Below are 18,282 nucleotides of genomic sequence, written 5' to 3' on the forward strand. Positions count from 1 at the left end.
CATCAGCCTCCTGCGGCTACTGTTTTCGCTGCTTTGGTGATGGCTCGACGAATACGGCGTTTTGTTTCTTTGTCTTTGGCCCGCCACGTCACGTAGAAAAATGGCTGCTTTCCCTGACCGGGGTTCTTTGTGCCAGGAAACATGCCTTTATTGGCAAATCCTACCGTGCCGAACTCAACCCAGCGCGCGTAGTAAGCTTCTTTGTTGCCTGCATAGATCGTGATCGTCCAATCAGCTGCAAGGCTGGCTTCGACTGTCGCGATCACCATGCCGCCCTTTGGAGCTTTACCCCACGTCCATCCGATGCTTTCCCGTAATGCGCCGTCGTCTTCAGCAACACGTCGTTTCATCATGTCGACGATATCTTCGGCACCCTGCTCCATAGCGCCGCGAACCATGTCGCGAGCGACTTTCGGCAAGCGTTTGAATTTCTGTTCGAGTTTAGCAAGCCCCAGAATACGAGCACCGATAGCCATCAGCCACCGCCTTGCACGACAGCGCGCATTTCGATGTACTGATTAACCTCGTCAGGATTGGCACATGACTGGATCTCGTAATGAACACCGGTTCGCTTGTTCCTCGCTCGCCAAGAAGGCGTAACGCGACGTGTTCGCGGTTCGCTCCTCACAACGAGTGTGTAAGGCTGGATACCCTGCGTGCGTGCCGCGATGTCGGTTTCAGAACCAAGGCGGGGCTGCAAACGAGCCGCAGTTTCGAACTTGTCGACCCACTCTTGGCTTGTGCCTCCGCCTTCGTCCCTCACAGGTTCGCGCTGCTGAAAGACGACGATGTTGTTGAGCGCACCTGCTCCTTTACGTGTCGCCATCCTTCTTACCTTTTCTCGGAGTTTTCAGCCGCAAAGCCTTGTTGGCTTGAACGGCCGAATTTGCGCAAGGTGTAGTCACAAGGCCGGACCAGCCAGCCTTATAAGCGATCGTGACTTGCGGCAGAGGTTTCCAGTCGAAGTCTTCGGAGAAGCGGACGTGAGGCATTACGGCACCTCTTCCTTAACCCGCCAAACCCGAAACGCCGAGAGCAGCGCTCGAACATGTCTCGGCAAAACTGCGTCTCCGCTGGATGCCGTGTCAGGCTCGCGATTTTCGTAAAGGTCTGCACCGACAAGCAGTATGGCCGCCGAAATAGCGGCATTAATGACGATGCCCTCAGGAAGTGACGGCGTTTGACCCGCCGCTACTACCTGGCGATCGAGGTATTCAGTGACCACAGTTTCTGCGGCCACCAGATAAAGCGTTAGCTCGTCGTCTTCATCGTCGTGAAAAACACGAAGGTGACGCTTGAATACAGCAAGATCAATCAGAGCCATCGCCACCACCTTCAGGTGGTACTTCCGGCTCCGGTTCGGGCTGAGGATTTGGGATAACGACCCCGGCGCCGATGTAGCTGGCTACCCGCCTCTTACGCGTCTTTGTCGATACTGCCATCTGATTTCGCTTTCTGCTTGGGCTTGGTGCCGTTGTCTGGCGTGCCGCCTTCCGCTTCCTTAGTCGCATCTGTCTTGTCAGCCAAAGACACAAGGCCCTGTGCTTCCAACTGCCGAGCTTCACCAGCTTCAACTTCGAAAGACGGGCTCTTGCGTGTTTTTAGCTCTTTGCCGAGAGCAAAAGTCTTTAGGGCTTTAACTTCTAGAAAATCAGTCATGTTCTCTCCAATCTGGAAAAAGGGGAGCCGAAACTCCCCGTCCCCATTAAGCGCCTTCGACGTCGCCGGTTACGAACGACTCTGGACGATAGACGGCAAACGCCAGTCGCTCCTCCGCGCGGATCGTGAACATGTTCTTTTCGAAGTCGTCGACGTTCTCGCTCGACAGCAACACTTCGATATCGAGACGATCGAAGATCTGTGCAGCGAAGCTGAAAGCACCAGTGAGGAATTCACCTGCAGCCATAGCCTGCGTGGAAACCACTGGCAGGTTCCAGAGAGTTGGCGTCAGTGAGCCCTGCGGATTGCCGATGATGTAATTGCCACCGGCATCTTTGGTCAGCTCAATCTTCGTCCAATCAATTGGGTTGAGGACAAAAGCTGTGGCCGGATACTCAGCAAGAACAACCTGAAGGATTGCGAGGCGAAGGCGGTCAATACCTGTTGCACCTGGCAAAGTGAAGGCTGGGCTAAACGCTGTTGCCTGAGGAACCAGACCGTGAATGTTCTGGCCAGTACCAGAGCCATTGAGCAGCTGATTTTCTTCCGCAAAACGCAGACCGTAACGAGCACGGCCGTCGATATATGAACGAAGGGCCGGAGCATCGTCCAGGATCTGGCGCGATGCCTTGAACAGGTGAGCAATCGTGCGAACCGGTGCAGAAGTCATATCAAACGTCAGGTCCGAATATGGCTTTGCAGTCGTTTCAGCGACAGGAGCCGCATTGTTCGTGTAGCCGGTTTCCTTCACATACTCGATTGAGCTCGAAGAGGTCTGGCCCGGAAGTACGAGATCGCGGATTGTCAGAGTACGCTCTGGCAGACCAAAGATGCCCGGCACGCGTGCACCCGGAACGAGTGACGTGCCCTGACTACGACCAGCGCCAACCGTGGTGTTGGCCGAAGTGATTGCAGCACGATCTGCCGTCACCTTGATCGAACCGCGGGACGCGCCCGTCAGCATCCCCGCCTTATAATCGGCAGAGTCGATAACCATGTCGCCAAGCGACTTTTGTTCGTTCGCGCCTTCTTCCTTTTCACGGGCGGCACGCTTTTCGAGATCACCAAGGCGCGTGGTCATGTCGCCGAGTTCAGAAAGAGCCTTATCGGTCTTTTCCTTGAGTTCAGCCGAAACCTCGCCGTTAGCAGCAAGTTTCGACGTAAAGTCTACAGCGAGGTTGCCAACCTGCTCCTTAATGGAGGCAAGCGAAGTACCAAGCTCGCCGATCTTATCGGCAAGTACATTATCAGCCATGTGTGGCTCCTTAAATTTTGATGAGTGGTGTGTTTGCTTCGGCCAAAAGCCGGTTTAGGGCTGCCAAAGCAGCAGCATCCGTCTCGACGTCAGGAGCCCCCTGACCTTCCTTGAGGTAGAGCCGAGCGGCCCGCTCTGCCTCAGAATTCGATAGGTTTAGAAGACCCTTCAAACCATTCTCGAATTCGCGTTTGGTAATCTGTTCACCTGTTGCCATCTTCGAGGCAAGAAGCGTGGCAGCATCGGCCTTCGCGGCATTTGATGCTTTCACTCTGCGCACATACGCTGGCTCAGTTTCGGCACCAAAGCGTGCCAGTGTCTCGTCGAGAGTTGCGACACGGTCCGCCATACCCAGCTCAATGAGCTTTTCTGAGTAGAAAACCCGGCCCTGACCGAAATCCGCTTCAACACGGGCTTTTGTGATGCCGCGTCCTTCAGCAACGCTCGTTAGGAAACACTCATAAGAGCGATTTACACTTTCCTGAATGTACGCCAGCGTTTCCTTGCCAAGCGGCTCGGTTTCGTTGCCTTCGACCTTGTGCTTGCCCGCGGAAATATATGTCCGCTTGACGCCCGCCTTATCCAAAGCTGCCGAAATGTCATCATGCGCTGTGTAGACACCGATCGAACCAGCTCGGCCTGAAGGCGTAACAACGATTTCGTCAGCGGACGATGCCAACCAGTATGCGGCGCTTGCGGCAAGACTGTTGACCTGCGCAATGATCGGCTTTTCGCCACCGCGTAGCTTGCGGATCTCGGTGGCCAGCTCGTCGGTACCAGGTACAGAACCGCCTGGGCTATCAACGTCAAGCACGACAGCCTTAACATCGTCATTCGACAGCGCCTTGTGAAGCTGCCGCTTGATGCCGGCATATGAAGTGCCTCCGCTCATTGCAGAAAACATGTCCATACGGTCAGAGAGCACCCCGTAAACGGGAATTACTGCAACCTTACCGTCGGTTTCCGCAATCTCTTTCGCCCGAGCATCAGAAACAGCAGCAGCAAACTCAGACGTCACAAACTTATCACCGGCAGCACGAGCTGCGATAATATCCGCAAGGACTGCCAGTTTTTCGCGCTGAATCGCCCACGGTTCAGCCTCAAAGGCCGTCAAAATGTGTTCGAATTTCATAAAGTATCCTTAAGCAGCGCGCGTGTCCGGCGCATCTATTTGCGTTTGACCTAGTGTTTCCAGCGGCGTCATCGCACCTTGAACAATCAAACGGTTGCCCCCCGGCCTCGGCGCTTTATTTTCGTAAGACCGCGCTTCATCCGGCTCGTAGATGCCAGAAATGACCATCTTAGACAGGAACTCTGCTCGAGCAGCACTGTCGCCCCGCAAGAGGCCTTCCATATTAAATTTTACAACAGTCGTTTTGCGCGTTTTGGCGTCTAATAGGTCCCGATATATCGCCGACTCGACGCTTTTTACTAACGGTCCAAGGCAAGTTTTAATGAACTGCAAGATCAGCTGTTCAATCCCGCTACCCCACGTAGTAGTACCGTTTGACGCATGACCAATCATGACAGGTGGCACACCAAAGATACGGCAGATCTGCTCAACGCTGAACTGTCGTGTTTCAAGCATCTGTGCATCTTGAGGGTTGATCGTTAGCTGCTGGTATTGAAGTCCAGCTTCAAGAACAGCAATTTTACCGGCCTTTTCAGACCCGGCGAACTGACCAAGCACCTCACCTAGCTGCTTACGCTGGTCTGGTTTTAGGATCTGATCGGATGAAAGAACGCCAGCAACCTGCATACCGTTGGCAAACATCTTGCCAGCCGTCTTTTCACCCGCAAGCGCATTACCGATAGTGTTACGCACTACCCCGATAGGAGACATGCCCCGGTCGCAACCTGGTAAAACAGCTCCCCGAACGTGGAGCATTTTATCCTCAGGAACACGACGCTTTTTGCCATTCTCGGTAATCTCATAATAGCGTTCGTTGCGAGTATTACGGCAAACATCAACACTAAGAGGATGCAGCGGATTCAATGCAACCAACTTGCCGCCGACGAAGCGCTTTTCTGCAAAGAAATTACCATCCAAACAGAGGCATAATGCAGCCATTGACCAAAAGTCAGAGGCGGTATCGTCGATATTGGGCATATCGTGCAGAAGCTCATAGAGCGATGCATCGCGGTCGACTGTGACACCATCCTCTTTGTAAACGAGGCACGGCAACATAATTACAGCATTTCGAATGAGATTTACGCAAGCCCACACAGCATCTAGCTGTAACGCCGTCTCAATCGTTACCTTTTCACCTGACGTCGTTCCAAGGCCGAAGAAACCCCGCCAGAACTCGCCGTCGGTGAGCTTGATGGGTTTTCCGACCCATCGATCAATGAAGCCCATATTCGCTCCGTCGTGAGTTAGGCGATGACGACCATGTTATTGATAAAGTCATCGAGGTTTTCTTCCGGCTCAATCGGGGTGTCCATCGCAGCGCCAATAGCCATTGCAAGCGCGACGGCCGCATCGATGCGAACCGATGCTTTCGTTTTGACAAACCATCGGTTTTCTTGCGGATCGTGATCGAACGTGGCGCCCATGAGCGCAGTCATCAACACCGGGTTTCGCCTCAAACGAATGCGCCCGTCGATGATCATATCTTCTAGTGCCAGCACCGATCCCGGCATCCACAACCCTTGCGGCGGTGGCAGGCCAGCGGCTTTTGCCGCTTCAACCTTGGCTGGTTCAGGCTTAGCCCTGACCTTACCGCCCTGCGGATGGGCAACGTGGTCGACTTCAATGCCGAGCGCGTCTACCTCTTCGCGAAACTTGTCGTAAGCGTAGCGGTCGTAAGCAATGGCTTTGATTTCGAATTGCTGGTCAAGCTGTTGGAGCCGTGCTGCAACGAAGTCATATCGGACACGTTTGCCAGGCGTAGCATTGAGCCAGCCTTGCTGCACCCATAGTTCATACGGCGCTTTGTCGGCTTGCGCTCTGGCTTGCAGAGTTTCCTGTGGCGTCCAAGCCTCAACCCACGCATCAAAGGTCGGCAGACTGACAGTAGCTCCGTCATCACGTTCCATTTCCATGAAACCCGTAGGAACCACACAGGCAAGAACAGTCATATCCTTACTGCCGGAAAGGTCGACCCCCATGAAAACCGGTTTGCCTTCGTGCTCCTCTTCTGGTTCGAAGTCGTCCATGACGCTTTCGACAGTCTCACGCGGCATCCATGCCTTATCGGCATCTGTCCAGCAGCAAAAGTGCAGCCGCAGAATGCCGTTAAGCTTGCCCGGCATTTGTTTCGCCTGAGCAACAACGCCTGCAAGGTATTTTTCGGTCAGGATGGTGCCGAGAAGTGGGTTTGCTTTTTTCCAGCAGCTCGGGTCGTTTAAGGGATCGTCGTCTTTATCGAGCGCGCAAACCCACGAAAATGTGGTGTCGTCGATAACTTCCCCGACGTACGTAAACGCTTCATCCGGGGACTGAGTGCCAGCAGCAACATTAACTGCATGTTGGTGTTCTTCCCAGCAAACGCTTGTTCGATCGCTCCCTGAGTTTGTAATCATCAAGAGAAGTGGCTGGCGTCGGAATTTGAATCCGCGCTCCAACATCTCCATTACCGCCCGGTCAGGATGCTCGTGCACCTCATCACAAAGGGCGAAATGAGGTCTTAAACCAGAGCCAGTTTTGCCGGCCTCTTTCGATAGAGGACGAAAAAACGAACCCTTGGCGTGATATGCCAGGTTGAACTCTTTTCCCGGCCCGCCACTGGTTTTCGTGCGCTCTTTTAGTTTTGGTGATTGACCACGCATTTTGATCGCATCACGAAACAGGATGTTAGCCTGATCTTTAGTTGCAGCAGCCGCATAAATCTGCGCCCCTGGCTCGTCATCAGCCATCATTCCATATAGGCCGACACCGCCGGCAAAAGGAGATTTGCCGTTGCCCTTGCCTTCTTCGATGTACGCACGACGAAAGCGGCGAGAGCCTTCGCTATCCATCCATCCAAACAGAGATCCAAGCTTGAAGGCTTGAGACGGATGCAACTTGAATGGAACGCCGTCGAACTGGCCTTCTGAGAGCTTCAAACGCTCTTCAAAGAACCTCATGACCCGGTGGGCGGCATTATCGTCCCAATACAGCCCACGTTCATGACCTGTTGCCAGATCGTCGAAATGACGCTGGCAAGCGTTCCGAACGTGCGGGCCTGCAATCTCAGTGCCGTCAAGGACAGCTTGCGCGAAAGCGCTCACACGCTCCAGCGCAGGCATATCAGTCAAGCAAATCATCCTTCTCATCGCCGTCATCGGCAGTGGCAACTTTCGATGCATCGGCAGGAGTTGCTCCCATCTGGCCAAGCATCTGACGCAGCAAGTTCATCGCCTGCACGCCAACTTCTTGCCCAGCCATGATGCGGCCCTGAATATTGGCCGCCATGCCGACCAACGTGCGGTGTGACTGGTTGAGCCACGGCAGCTCTTTTTCAAACAGCTTCCATGCAGCCTTGGCTTTGAGATCCGGCGTATCCTTCAACCATGCGGGAGGATTACCGAGCGGGCCATCAGCCTTCGCGTCGGTGCGGTTTTTGAAGCGCTGCGGGTCTTTCTTGTCTCTCCCCTCGATTTTAGCCTTGCCGAGGGGATTTCTCGGCTTTGCCATTGGGGAAATCTTTCAAGAGGGGTCATATTTTGAATTGCGGATGCGTGCGCTGTGGACCCTCGCCGTTCCGGCGTTTTCGACCTTCTTCGACTTTTTGATGCCCCCGGGGGGGGTGTTACATTTTTGCAACATTTCGAAAAAGTGACATAAATGTCACACTTTCGATGAGAGGCAGCATGAAAAATCCAGTTTTTTGGACCTACAGACGAGGTTAGACCTCATAAAAAAAATACTCGTACGGGGTCAAACCGGCCACCCGTCGGCCCCGAAGGTCACGACGTCCTGACCTCGCTCCAAACGCTGCTTGGTTCTGTCATGGCACGTCTTGCAAAGTGACTGGAGGTTGCCTGCATCCCAGAAGAGGAACTCGTCACCCTTATGGGCAATGACATGGTCGCAAACCGTCGCCGGTTCGACGTCTCCGACCTGCAAACAGAACATGCAGAGCGGCTGATCAGTTAGTTGTCGCTCACGCATTCGCTGCCATCGGGTAGTCTTATAGAGGCGAAGCCATGTGCGTTGCGTCTTAGGTTGATAGCTCATCAATCAGCTTCTTAAGGTATGCAGCGCATGACTGACCATAGTCGGGTTCAATGCCATCCGACTGCTGCTCAAGGAACTTGCTTGCCGTTTGCCACTCATGCTCAAAGCCGCTTGGATCTTCGGTATAGCGACGCATCCATTCATTGAATGCTTTTGCGATAATAGTCTGACCAGGGTTCATGATATTCTCCTCGTGATAGTAACCAGATTGGTTGCGCGTATGAAAGAGGCGCAGCTGGTCTTGTTTGGTTGCAGACGGACAAAGCGCAGGACCGAATAACGGCTGTGCACAATACCTTTAACGTTCCGACCAAGTGTGCGGCGTTACCCACAGAACATCTGCAATTGGTTGCGGCAGGTCGGATTCGAACCGACGATCTCTTGGTTATGAGCCAAGCGAGATGACCACTTCTCCACTCCGCTTTGAATTGGTGCCATCGCGAGGAATCGAACCACGGACCGTCTGCTTACAAGGCAGCCGCTCTCCCAACTGAGCTACAAGGGCGAATTGATCGGCGGGGAGCCCGATAAGCTCAACCCGCCATATCCCGTCTGCCGGAGGAGAAACGGCGCCGGGGACCTGAATTGATTGGCAAGCGCAATGCAGGCGTGCACTACCTATGTCTGCGAGCGAATGGCTGCAGAGGATTGCGCTTGCTTTTCAGATTGACGACGGCGCAGGCGACGCGTGGCAAGGCCAGTGGGGTCGAATGCTTTCTACCGTCGTCGGGTAGTTACCCGAAGCTCAGAGACTGCACCTTACTGCAGCATGTCTTCGGGTCCGTCGCCATTGCGCACGGAACAGTGTGGGGCAACCGCATAGCGGTTGAACCCCTTCACTATACTCTCCGTGAGATCGCGAAATATGGACCTAGGCTGCGTATTTTTTGATTGCGGCTGCCAAATTATCGTTTGCAGACAGCAAAGCTCGCCTGCCCCCTTTTCGACGAGAGTATTCCTCGGACATGCCAGCTGAACGGCCAACATCAGTATAGGTCTTGGCTTCAAGCACTGCTTCCAATACCTCTCGATCCCTGTCCTTCAACTCTTGAAGAGCATCAAACCACACATCGCGCTCAATCATTGCAGTGAGTGTGTCCTCCCACTTTTCACCGCCACCACCAGCACAAGTTGTCTTGCGCATACCAAGGAAGCTATCAGCTACTTTTGGCGATCCGCACGGCAAGCCTTTAGGGTACCGAGTGTACGTGACCTTCGACATGTCTGTGTTGGCATATGCTTCAGCGAGCGTTTTTGCTGACTGCTCAGCTGTGAAACTCTGACCGTTACGCCGCTTCTTAGATGGAATGTAACGGGATGGCTGAGTATCCAGCGTGTCTGCGAAATAGTTATTGCTGTCCGCTATGTGTCGTGGATCAGCACTGCCGCCTGACTGCACATCCGTTTTGTCACGACAGCTAAGCATTGAACCTGTCGGCATCCGGATATCTGCTTGAATGACATCACCGTCGATCCCCAGCACGTAACCAACCTCTGTCTGGTTGCCGTCACTGAAACGCAAACGACCGATCCTTATGGTCTGGCCCCGGTCGTTTGTTTCCAATTCGCCAGACGCAACGCTGTCCATGATGGCTTGCACTGATGGAGTGACGAGGCGTTTACGTTCGAAGCCCATGTCAGCGACTTCTTCTGGATCGTTGTCATTCGCAGCTGGTGTGACTGACCAGTTCGTCTGCATCGGCTCATATTCTTCTTCAGGGCGATTACGGTACGCCATTAGCGCTTTAAGCTGCTCAGAGAGCGATCCATGACGGGTTGACTTGCTCATGCTTCACCTCGTGCTTTGGCTAGGGCTGCATTGTTGGCCATTACCAACGAGTGGTCATCACCTTCATACAACAGGGTTCGCAATCTTCTATTGGATGCTTCCAACGCCTCATAAAGCTCTGGCGCTGCGGCGATAAGGCGGCCATTATCTGGGTCGCATAGCAGTTTAATTGGCTCTTGAATCCATTCGAATGTCTTCCAATCCAGCCACGGCCCCGGCGTAAACTTTGTAACGGCCATCAAGCTGCCTCCCTCTGTTCACTCGCCTCACTCAGCCAGCCTTTAACCAGCCTCACTGCCTGCTCTGCTGCGTCGTCCTCGGTAACTGCCCTGACGACCACGACGGGAAAGCCAAGAGCTTCAAGTAGCGGATGGCGGGTTATCTGGCTTGGTTCGAGCTTGGCCTTGCCGACCTTGTTTTCAATCTGGCGAAGCACACCACCGTAGAGATAGATCCGAACGTCTGCTTCTCCCGACGTCAGTCCTGCCGCTAATGCTTCTGCTCTAGCTTTGGGGCCACGCTTGGCTGCATTTTGATCTCCAGCCAGTGTGAAAGTTCCCGGTCGTACGTCTCGCGCTGTGTGAACGTATTCTGGCAATCTGCGTAATGCCCGGACCTGTGCAGCTTGCAATTCCCATTCCAAAGGCAGGGCTGGCGATGTTGTTATCTTGCCATTGCGAGTTGTGATCTTTGTGCGAACGCCATTAATGCGGACTGTTTGGGTCGTGGCTTTTGGTTTCGCTGATCTGGTGCTGGCAGTGGATCTGGAATTGAGCTTGCTTGGACTGATCTTGCTGGATGGCTCGCCTTTCAGCGCACGCCTTCGTGTCATGGTCTCTCCTCGTGTTCATGGTGCGGCAGCTTGGTGGGCTGACAATTTGCATTGTGGTGGGAGTGACAGGTCGGTCAAGCGTCAACCGGTAAAATTTTAACCAACCTCAACTCAGGTTGTATTTTTTAATCAGGAAATTTTCTGAAAAGTGCGTAGTTCTCAAACGCATAGAACTACGCGCTGCGCGCTTTGTGCGTAAGTTTCTATATAAGAACTCTTACGCACTAAAAGCAGCGTGCTTTTGCGCAAGTCTTTTTAGGTTTTTTGAGACTTACGCAACAAGACTTACGCGTTACCTATGGTTGTATTTAGATTGTGACAGTAGGTTGTGCCGGTTAGTAGATTAGGCAATTTGTTCCCAACTTGTTCCCCTTGATTTGTGAGGGCAACTCAGGCTTTTTACCTATTCAAATGGGGGACGATTTAATGGCACCGCGCACGATTGCCTTGATAGGCAGACATATAAACAGTGACTATGTCAGCCACATAGATTTTGAGTCGACATCAACACTGCTTGATTGGGATATTACAGTTTTTATACCGGAGACGGGCGATAAATTCGGGTACTATGATGAGTATCAAGGAAAACCCAGTCTTAACGAAAATCAAAGTTTTCGCCTGACTGAACAATGCGAACATTGGAGAAGAGAAATAAAGTTGGCTGTTGACGCTGGCAAAACTGTTATATGCTACTTGTCTGAATTGACTGAATTTTATGTTGACACGGGCCGGCGAGACCATTCTGGCACGGGTCGCAACCGTCAAACGACCCATATCGTAAATCTTTATTCCAACTACCGTTGTTTCCCCCTCGAAGCACCAGCTAGGAAAGCGAGTGGAACTGCAATGAAGCTCTCTCCAAAGGCAACAGCTCTTTCAGATTACTGGAAGGTCTTTGGTGGTATCTCGGCCTTTGTTGTTACCCTCGGCGGAAAACCTCCATTTGCGCCAATCACAACCAAGACGGGGAACCAATTGGTGGGGGGAATCTACGGCACAGCAAGTGGTGGTAACCTCGTTCTTCTTCCGTCATTAGACTTCTACGACGATGATTTTTTCACCGATGGCGAGTATAACGATAATGCTAAGCAGTTCGCTGATAGGATAATTCACTCTTGGCTTGGCATCGACAGTACTCTTAGGTCGGGTACGGAGACCACTCCTACGCCACAATGGGCTGACAGCGACTCATTTTTACTGTCTGAGGAGAAGAGCCTAAAGGCTTCTCTATTAGCGGCCGAACAGAGACTAGTCGAAGCTCAAAAGCAAAAGGAACAGGCATCAGACGCCCTAAGAGAAGTTGGCAGTTTGAGAGGGTTGTTGTTTGAGAAAGGAATCCCTCTTGAGGGTGCCATTATAAAAGCCCTCCGTGCACTAGGTTTTGAAGCTAATAACTATAAAGACGCAAGTTCTGAATTCGACGTAGTCTTCTCTTGTCCAGAAGGGCGGCTTCTCGGTGAGGCAGAGGGTAAAGATAGCAAACCCATCAATATTGATAAGCTTCGACAACTCGCAATGAATATTCACGAAGATCTCGAACGTGAAGATGTCACCCAACAAGCAAAACCAGTTTTGTTCGGGAATGGATATAGGCTGCAAAATCCTCGCGAACGAAACATCCAATTCACCGAAAAATGTATTTCTGCGGCCCAAGCATCTGGCACTTGTCTTGTTCAAACATCCGACCTATTTCGGGTAGCGAAATATCTTTCTGATACAGATGACCAGAATTTTGCAAAATGCTGTCGGGAAATAATTTTGTCATCTGCAGGAATTGCTGAATTTCCAGAAATTACCATCGAAGAGAGTGAAGAAAAAATTCACTTACAATCTCTCGAGCAGTGAATAACTGAAGCGGTATCGACAAAAAAAACGCCCCGTAGGGCGCTCTCTTCACATCGCTCTGACAAACGTCGTGGCCCTGCGCTGAACAGGGTCCCGGTCTTCCACCTTCATTAAGAATCCCTCCGCGAACAGCGCCTTGGTGATCATCCCGACACGCTTCTTGTCGGTCTCTTCGTCGACGTCAAGCTGCAGCGCATACGCAACGGCGCGCCCTACCCAGTCCTTGGCTTGTGGTGCTGGCTTATACATGCCGCCGTTCACAACACCCCGGATTGCATCGCGTTCGTCTTCGGTCAGTGTTTCAGCAACTTCCTCGCTCGTCGGCCATGCCCATGATATAACGACCGGCGCATGGTCTTGAGGCTTAGTCAGTCCCTGCCCGTTCCCTAGCGCGACGCTTTCCAGCTTGCGCCAGTCAGCCTTGTGCGAAAGAGGCGCGAGGTTAGCTTTTCCGTATGTCACAGAGAAATATGAGAACCTCGCCTCATGGGTAAGGCCAGCCTCACTGGCCTGCGCTTCCGACATACGGTTAAGGACGCGCACCGAACGTGCCGCACCGATCAGGGACACAGCACCGCGTGCATCTTCCACGGTCGCTTCACGATCGCTAACCTTACGCAGATGATGCACTATATCGATTGAGCAGTTCGTCCGGTCAGCGACCTGCGCCCAAAGCTTGGCTACCTTGTCGATTGCGCCGTTGTCGTTTTCATTGACTTGGTGCGTCGACACGAACGGGTCAACAATCATCACGTCAATGCCGAGCTCTGAGATCGTTTCAACGACAGCTTCAACGACCGGCTCCTGAATGCGCACGCCTTTCTTGTCGTCGATCGCAATGACCAATTCCTGTTCTCGGCCGGTGTCCAGAAACAGATGGCCATCGATATCAGCTGGTTTCAGATTAAAATGAATACAAGCGGCCATGATACGGCGCTCGAGCTCGTCGCGCGGATCTTCGGCATTGAACAACCAGACCTTCAGACGCTTCGGAGGCTTCGTGCCATTGAGCGCTTTACCCGAAGCCATGGCCAGCGCCTCGACGATGCTGTTCGCAGTTTTTCCGAGACCACCCGGCGCGACCGTCACTGAAACATACTTGCGAATGAAGTGCTTACCAAACGCAAACTCGCGCCGTGGAAGCGTCGACGGGTCTTTCCATACGAAAGGAGTTGCGATGATTGCGCGTTTATTTTCCGTGATTTGTTCAGGTTTGCTTATAGATGAATCGAACTCTGCAACGGGCTCCGTAACAACGTCAGTACGCGCCTCCGCTTTCGCCAAACCGTTGGCAATCATGCGGCTGATATCAACTAGACGCGTGTTGTCATTATCGTTCTGTGGCACGGTTCGCGGGCTGCGTACGCCCGCAGCCAAGCCATTGTCGATCGTCTTCACGCAGCGCGGCCAATCCCTACCCCAGCCTCTGGCTACATCTTGCAGCAAAGCGCGAGCTTCGGACTCAGCCAGAGCGCCTGCCCCGACGAATGTTCCCAAACGAAACGCGGCATCGTTCAGCCGGTTATTGCGATTGCCCATCGGTTCAAGCGCAAGATCGTCCAGCTCGGATTGAACTGCACGCTCGACATAACGGTCATTGATCTTGCCACTAACAGACGGCGCTGCGGTGTAAGTGCTTTCATACGATCGAGGCAGCACCAGATCCAATAGCCAGTCCGGCGCGTCGACCGGTTCCTGCTCTGAGATCCAGCGATAAGGCAGGCCAACCTCCGGCACGCTCCCGGCCGCAATGACATAACCACCGTCACCGCGTACATCAACACCGGAACCAAGCGCGCCTCGGTTGCGAACGCCCTGACGATGACGAAAGAAGTAGTGACGGCCGCCGCTTGTCGTTTCTGCTGTCAGGGTTGCAGGCAGCACGCCATGCGCGGCCTCCAGCGCTGCTAGCGTTTCGTCGCCGCCGTGTTTCGGATCGATATCAAGAACCCATGCGCCAATAGGCGCACCCGTCGGCACTCCGATCATAGCGGACGGATTACGGCGCCAGTATTCGCGAACGATGCGCTCGTTAAGCGTCGCGCCGCGGAACCCGTTTGATGTCAGAGGCGTTTTAGTAGCGAGGATTTCGATTTCGCCGGTTTGTGGATCGATAATTTCCTCGTCGCGGTAGCGGCATGGAAAGACTGGCCAGTTTTGCGCCTGATAAGACAGCGCAACGTCGAGCATTGGGTCTTCTGCAAATTGCTGAGTGGTGATATTCTGCATGAATAATCCTTGGAGCGCTGCCATGGCTGAAACCCGCTATGATATGAAGCAGATGCCAGACGGAACCTGGGCTGTGATTGATATATTCACTGGCCTCGTGGTGATGGTGAACGAGACCTACATCACCAACCTCGATATTCAGGAGGCTGATGACATGGTCGATCTCTTGAATGGTCTCTATGTTGCCAGACGGAACGGGCCGCTGCAGTGAACTAAAACGGCGCAGCTTTCAAAGCTTCCCGCATCCCTCGCGCGCAGCCTTCCCATGCGGCTTTCACCAGCATGCGTGCTTCTAACTCGTCGCATTCCGCAAGGTCGGTTTTCTGTATGGACTGCAAAAACTCCCCAACTGCCTCAACGCCCGTATCAAGGGCGCGCAGTTCGTAAGGGTCCATCCTGCGGCGAGATCGGATGTGCTCGGCAATGTCAGCGCATTCCTTGCATAGCCAGCGGATCGGCTCTTTGTGCTCCTGCACGCCGAGCCCTACGGCGTGGCGGGAGCAGATGTGGCAAATGTCGGTCATGCCTTCATCCTCTTACCAATTCTTAAGCCTTCAGCCTCACTCATTAGTGCCCTAACTAAGGCAGGGCGAATCTTATGCAAAACATGCTCAATGAAGTGATGGAGCTCCAGCTCGAGTATTCCCACGAGAACACCGATGCTATGGCAAGGCGCGGAATTATAGTCCGGCAACGTATTCCCAAGTGGATCCGTACACATCAAAATGAACTCGCACCTAACCTTGGAGATTTTTCGACTCAGTTCGACGTCACGGGCAAAGATGGAACTGGTCGAAAAACCCTTGTGCCATGGGTCCGAATTTTTGCTGAAGACCAATCGCCCAATCCCCAAAATGGATGGTACGCCGTATATTTGTTTAGACCAGATGGTCGAGCCGTTTCCCTTTGCATCTGCCATGGCTCGACCATCTGGGACGGCTTGACTTTCCAGCCGCGCCCCGCTGAAGAAGCGGATGCTTTGATGACCTGGTCGCGAGCGGAAATTGGCAATGGGGCAGTAGAGCGTGGTTTTGTAGAAGGCGTAGATCTGGGGAGCAAAGCGCAGCTTCCTAAGGCTTATGAGCGCACGACCGCTTTCTCCAAGACATATGAGGTCGCTAAGGTGCCAGATGAAAACATCATCCTTCAAGACCTTTCGCATGCTCTTCATCTTCTTCAAGTTTTGTACAGCGGTGCGGCTGCTGGCAAGCAACCAGGTGCGCTTGCTCGTGACGTTGTTGATACGACAGCACAGATCTCGGAGCTTATTAGCCCTAAAGGCACTACCAGAAGAGGGCAGGGATACGGACTTACCGCACCCCAGAGGAAAGCTGTCGATGAAAGAGCAATGCTCGTTGCCATGCAATGGCTCGACCAGCACGGGTTCACAAAAATCCAAGATGTGCATCTTAAGGAGCCTTGCGATTACCGCGCCATTATCGGCGGCAAGAGTAAAGTGATTGAGGTTAAGGGCACCACTGGTGGACCGGGGGCTATACTGTTGACAAAGAACGAGGTCGACCTTCACCAACAGACCTATCCAGACAATGTACTGCTCATCGTTCACGGAATCGAATTGAGCGGGGAAACCGCTGGCGGCGGAAGTGTTGAGCCCCATGATCCGTGGCAGATTGATAACGATGGGCTGACCCCAACTGCATTTCGCTACACTTTTCGGGATTGACCATAGCCTCAGCGTCCTTTTAATCACAAAGCTCATCCGGCGTCTCCGAATAGGCTGGGCTGCACTGGCGGATGGTTGTCATTCGCAGGTTGCGCTTTCGCGGCAACGACGGGCGCATCTGTAAATTCAACGCAAACGATCTCGCACATTGGAGAGACGCCTTTCCACTGATCGATGAAATAGGCAGTATCGACGCCGCAGCCTGCATCGAAATGCAGACCGGTCAACTCCTGGAACTTAACGGCTTTGCCACTAGTTTGCCTCTCATAGCTTTGCCGTCCTGAATAATTAAAGCCCGCCGACATTTGTGGAACGATGAACGTGCCGTAGTCCGCCAGATGTGCCGCAATATCGATTACGTGGAATTCGAAGTCCTTGCCGCTGTATCTTGGGGAATTTCTGCTCCGCTTGATGTTTCCGAACGGAGGGTTGCTAATCGCACTGTCGAAGTGCCCCAGTCCCATATCGAGAACATCAAATACGTCAGCGTGAATCCATTCTGCTTCTGGCAGCAACTTCTTCCCGACCTCAAGATAGTCCGCATTACGCTCTACACAGGTGATTTGCGGCCTACTGTCGTTGAAACGGCTACGCTGCCAAATGGCGTAAGACAGCATTCCAATCCCAGCGCACAGGTCAATAATGCGACCGCCGCCAGTATCTATCGCAAAATCAAACGCCATATCGAATGGGGTGAAGAAAGCACCAGCTGCGCCGTTTACGTGGTTCGCGCCCTCGTTCCAGTTGCGATATACGAATTCCTTATCTTCTTCCGACAACCGTTCTTGCTGAAGGATGGCAACTGCTTGAGAGTGTGCTTTCGCCTGCGCCTTGCTGAGCTTCGCCATTACGCCACCCTCCCCAGCAAATCTTGGTTATCATTGGCCGCCACATACTTCTCAGACTCGTTTCCCCATGAAGACCAGCCCGGCCACGCTTGACGGGCGAAGAGCTCGAGATAAGGACCGTCGACCAGCTTCTCGATGCGTCCGTACTGTTCGTCTGGCTTGCGGGAATGCTCGCGGCGCGACGCCTTGATAAGGGAGCGCACGCCCTTTGATAGACGGCGAGGCTTGCCCCGCTTGAACAAGTGACAGATTTCGACTTCCTGTCGTGTCCAGTAACCCATGCCCATGCGGCCTTTGTCCCAGACAAAAGCAACACTCACAGGTTTGAAGCCCCATGCTGCAGCCACATCGATTGCAGCGGCCTGCAGGTGCGAAACCGTCCACATGAACAACAAACAGTCGCGAGCGCATACCTGCTCAACAGGTAGCGCTTTGATATCGTCAAGCGACATCACGCCGTAAGGCTGAAGGCCTCGTGCCGGTGCAACGTCTTTTTTTCCGTACGTTCTGAAAGACCATGGCGGGTCCGCAAGGACGCAGCCGAAAGGCCCGCTGGGTAGCGGTGCGTGCATTCATTCTCTCCTCGTGTGTGGTAACCCGCCAGCCACCAACTGGCGGGGTGTTGACAAAGCCCAGTTTAGGGGATTTTTTATTGATGACGATGCGTGGGGAAGAGCGGGAAATTCCTCAGGGCAGGCGCCGCAATGTGGCCCGTTCCAATGTGAAGCGGAAGCGTCCGTTAGGTTCGAATCCTACATCGTCACAATAATGAAAATTAAATCGTCCTTTCATGGCCGCCTTGCTGCTCGGCAGCAATTGGGATGCTGAGGCCAGGAAACCAGTCGTCATAGGTGGAGACGTTAGCTTTGTAATCATCGACCAAGCACTCATCGTAATAAGGTGATACGACGATAGGGCACCACCTCCACATTGCGACCAGTCATCGCCACTGGCATATCCGCACTTTGGGCATTTCATGA

22 protein-coding genes and 2 tRNA genes are annotated in these 18,282 nt (G+C 53.2%); 3 read left to right on the top strand and 21 right to left on the bottom strand.

Annotation, left to right across the window (positions count from 1 at the left end):
• Positions 1-2 precede the first annotated feature (2 nt).
• The 17 genes from KMS41_16440 to KMS41_16520 form a co-directional block, all read right to left on the bottom strand.
• A complete protein-coding gene (locus tag KMS41_16440; GenBank protein QWK79094.1) occupies positions 3-476 on the bottom strand; it encodes an HK97 gp10 family phage protein in 474 nt (157 codons plus the stop codon).
• Complete coding sequence (locus KMS41_16445) at positions 476-826, bottom strand: head-tail adaptor protein (protein ID QWK79095.1); 351 nt, start codon at positions 824-826, stop codon at positions 476-478. The genes KMS41_16440 and KMS41_16445 overlap by 1 nt, the downstream gene beginning before the upstream one ends.
• Positions 813-992, bottom strand: a complete 180-nt coding sequence (locus KMS41_16450) for a hypothetical protein (protein ID QWK79096.1) — start codon at positions 990-992, stop codon at positions 813-815. Before KMS41_16450 ends, KMS41_16445 begins: the two co-directional genes overlap by 14 nt.
• A complete protein-coding gene (locus tag KMS41_16455; protein ID QWK79097.1) occupies positions 992-1,324 on the bottom strand; it encodes a head-tail connector protein in 333 nt (110 codons plus the stop codon). The genes KMS41_16450 and KMS41_16455 overlap by 1 nt, the downstream gene beginning before the upstream one ends.
• Positions 1,325-1,416: 92 nt before the next feature.
• The gene (locus KMS41_16460) at positions 1,417-1,659 is read right to left on the bottom strand and encodes a hypothetical protein (GenBank protein ID QWK80325.1); all 243 of its coding nucleotides are present in this window, start codon (positions 1,657-1,659) and stop codon (positions 1,417-1,419) included.
• 46 nt (positions 1,660-1,705) lie between these two features.
• Positions 1,706-2,914, bottom strand: coding sequence for a phage major capsid protein (locus tag KMS41_16465; protein ID QWK79098.1), 1,209 nt, complete (start codon positions 2,912-2,914; stop codon positions 1,706-1,708).
• Between the two features lie 10 nt (positions 2,915-2,924).
• A complete protein-coding gene (locus tag KMS41_16470) occupies positions 2,925-4,046 on the bottom strand; it encodes a S49 family peptidase (protein ID QWK79099.1) in 1,122 nt (373 codons plus the stop codon).
• A gap of 9 nt (positions 4,047-4,055) precedes the next feature.
• Positions 4,056-5,273 (bottom strand): phage portal protein, encoded by a 1,218-nt coding sequence (locus KMS41_16475; GenBank protein QWK79100.1) that lies wholly within the window; start codon positions 5,271-5,273, stop codon positions 4,056-4,058.
• Between the two features lie 17 nt (positions 5,274-5,290).
• The gene (locus tag KMS41_16480; GenBank protein ID QWK80284.1) at positions 5,291-7,144 is read right to left on the bottom strand and encodes a terminase large subunit; all 1,854 of its coding nucleotides are present in this window, start codon (positions 7,142-7,144) and stop codon (positions 5,291-5,293) included.
• A 1-nt stretch (position 7,145) separates the two neighbouring features.
• Complete coding sequence (locus tag KMS41_16485) at positions 7,146-7,532, bottom strand: hypothetical protein (protein QWK79101.1); 387 nt, start codon at positions 7,530-7,532, stop codon at positions 7,146-7,148.
• Positions 7,533-7,775: 243 nt separating this feature from the next.
• The gene (locus KMS41_16490; GenBank protein QWK79102.1) at positions 7,776-8,075 is read right to left on the bottom strand and encodes an HNH endonuclease; all 300 of its coding nucleotides are present in this window, start codon (positions 8,073-8,075) and stop codon (positions 7,776-7,778) included.
• Positions 8,059-8,256: a hypothetical protein gene (locus KMS41_16495; GenBank protein ID QWK79103.1), complete on the bottom strand. Its 198-nt coding sequence runs from the start codon at positions 8,254-8,256 to the stop codon at positions 8,059-8,061. The genes KMS41_16490 and KMS41_16495 overlap by 17 nt, the downstream gene beginning before the upstream one ends.
• A 165-nt stretch (positions 8,257-8,421) precedes the next feature.
• Positions 8,422-8,498, bottom strand: a tRNA-Met gene (locus KMS41_16500).
• A gap of 6 nt (positions 8,499-8,504) precedes the next feature.
• A tRNA-Thr gene (locus KMS41_16505) sits at positions 8,505-8,580 on the bottom strand.
• 366 nt (positions 8,581-8,946) lie between these two features.
• On the bottom strand, positions 8,947-9,864 hold the full coding sequence (locus KMS41_16510) for a hypothetical protein (GenBank protein QWK79104.1): 918 nt from the start codon (positions 9,862-9,864) through the stop codon (positions 8,947-8,949).
• Entirely contained in the window at positions 9,861-10,103 is a 243-nt protein-coding gene (locus KMS41_16515) for a hypothetical protein (protein ID QWK79105.1), read from the bottom strand. The genes KMS41_16510 and KMS41_16515 overlap by 4 nt, the downstream gene beginning before the upstream one ends.
• Positions 10,103-10,696 carry a VRR-NUC domain-containing protein gene (locus KMS41_16520; protein ID QWK79106.1) on the bottom strand — a complete coding sequence of 198 codons (594 nt, stop codon included), beginning with the start codon at positions 10,694-10,696 and terminating at the stop codon, positions 10,103-10,105. The genes KMS41_16515 and KMS41_16520 overlap by 1 nt, the downstream gene beginning before the upstream one ends.
• A gap of 426 nt (positions 10,697-11,122) precedes the next feature.
• Between KMS41_16520 and KMS41_16525 the strand changes: the two genes are divergently transcribed.
• Positions 11,123-12,541 carry a hypothetical protein gene (locus tag KMS41_16525; protein QWK79107.1) on the top strand — a complete coding sequence of 473 codons (1,419 nt, stop codon included), beginning with the start codon at positions 11,123-11,125 and terminating at the stop codon, positions 12,539-12,541.
• A gap of 48 nt (positions 12,542-12,589) precedes the next feature.
• Here the strand turns inward: KMS41_16525 and KMS41_16530 are convergent, their stop codons facing one another.
• Positions 12,590-14,731 carry a bifunctional DNA primase/polymerase gene (locus KMS41_16530; GenBank protein QWK80285.1) on the bottom strand — a complete coding sequence of 714 codons (2,142 nt, stop codon included), beginning with the start codon at positions 14,729-14,731 and terminating at the stop codon, positions 12,590-12,592.
• 61 nt (positions 14,732-14,792) lie between these two features.
• Here KMS41_16530 and KMS41_16535 point away from each other — a divergent pair, with 61 nt between their 5' ends.
• Complete coding sequence (locus tag KMS41_16535) at positions 14,793-14,981, top strand: hypothetical protein (protein ID QWK79108.1); 189 nt, start codon at positions 14,793-14,795, stop codon at positions 14,979-14,981.
• A 1-nt stretch (position 14,982) separates the two neighbouring features.
• Here the strand turns inward: KMS41_16535 and KMS41_16540 are convergent, their stop codons facing one another.
• Positions 14,983-15,294 (bottom strand): hypothetical protein, encoded by a 312-nt coding sequence (locus KMS41_16540; protein QWK79109.1) that lies wholly within the window; start codon positions 15,292-15,294, stop codon positions 14,983-14,985.
• Positions 15,295-15,368: 74 nt separating this feature from the next.
• Here KMS41_16540 and KMS41_16545 point away from each other — a divergent pair, with 74 nt between their 5' ends.
• Positions 15,369-16,454 carry a DUF3578 domain-containing protein gene (locus tag KMS41_16545; GenBank protein ID QWK79110.1) on the top strand — a complete coding sequence of 362 codons (1,086 nt, stop codon included), beginning with the start codon at positions 15,369-15,371 and terminating at the stop codon, positions 16,452-16,454.
• A 32-nt stretch (positions 16,455-16,486) separates the two neighbouring features.
• Here the strand turns inward: KMS41_16545 and KMS41_16550 are convergent, their stop codons facing one another.
• The gene (locus KMS41_16550; GenBank protein ID QWK79111.1) at positions 16,487-17,302 is read right to left on the bottom strand and encodes a methyltransferase; all 816 of its coding nucleotides are present in this window, start codon (positions 17,300-17,302) and stop codon (positions 16,487-16,489) included.
• A complete protein-coding gene (locus KMS41_16555; protein ID QWK79112.1) occupies positions 17,302-17,874 on the bottom strand; it encodes a hypothetical protein in 573 nt (190 codons plus the stop codon). Before KMS41_16555 ends, KMS41_16550 begins: the two co-directional genes overlap by 1 nt.
• Between the last annotated feature and the right edge of the window lie 408 nt (positions 17,875-18,282).

This window comes from Ochrobactrum sp. BTU1, from assembly GCA_018798825.1.
Lineage (GTDB): Bacteria > Pseudomonadota > Alphaproteobacteria > Rhizobiales > Rhizobiaceae > Brucella.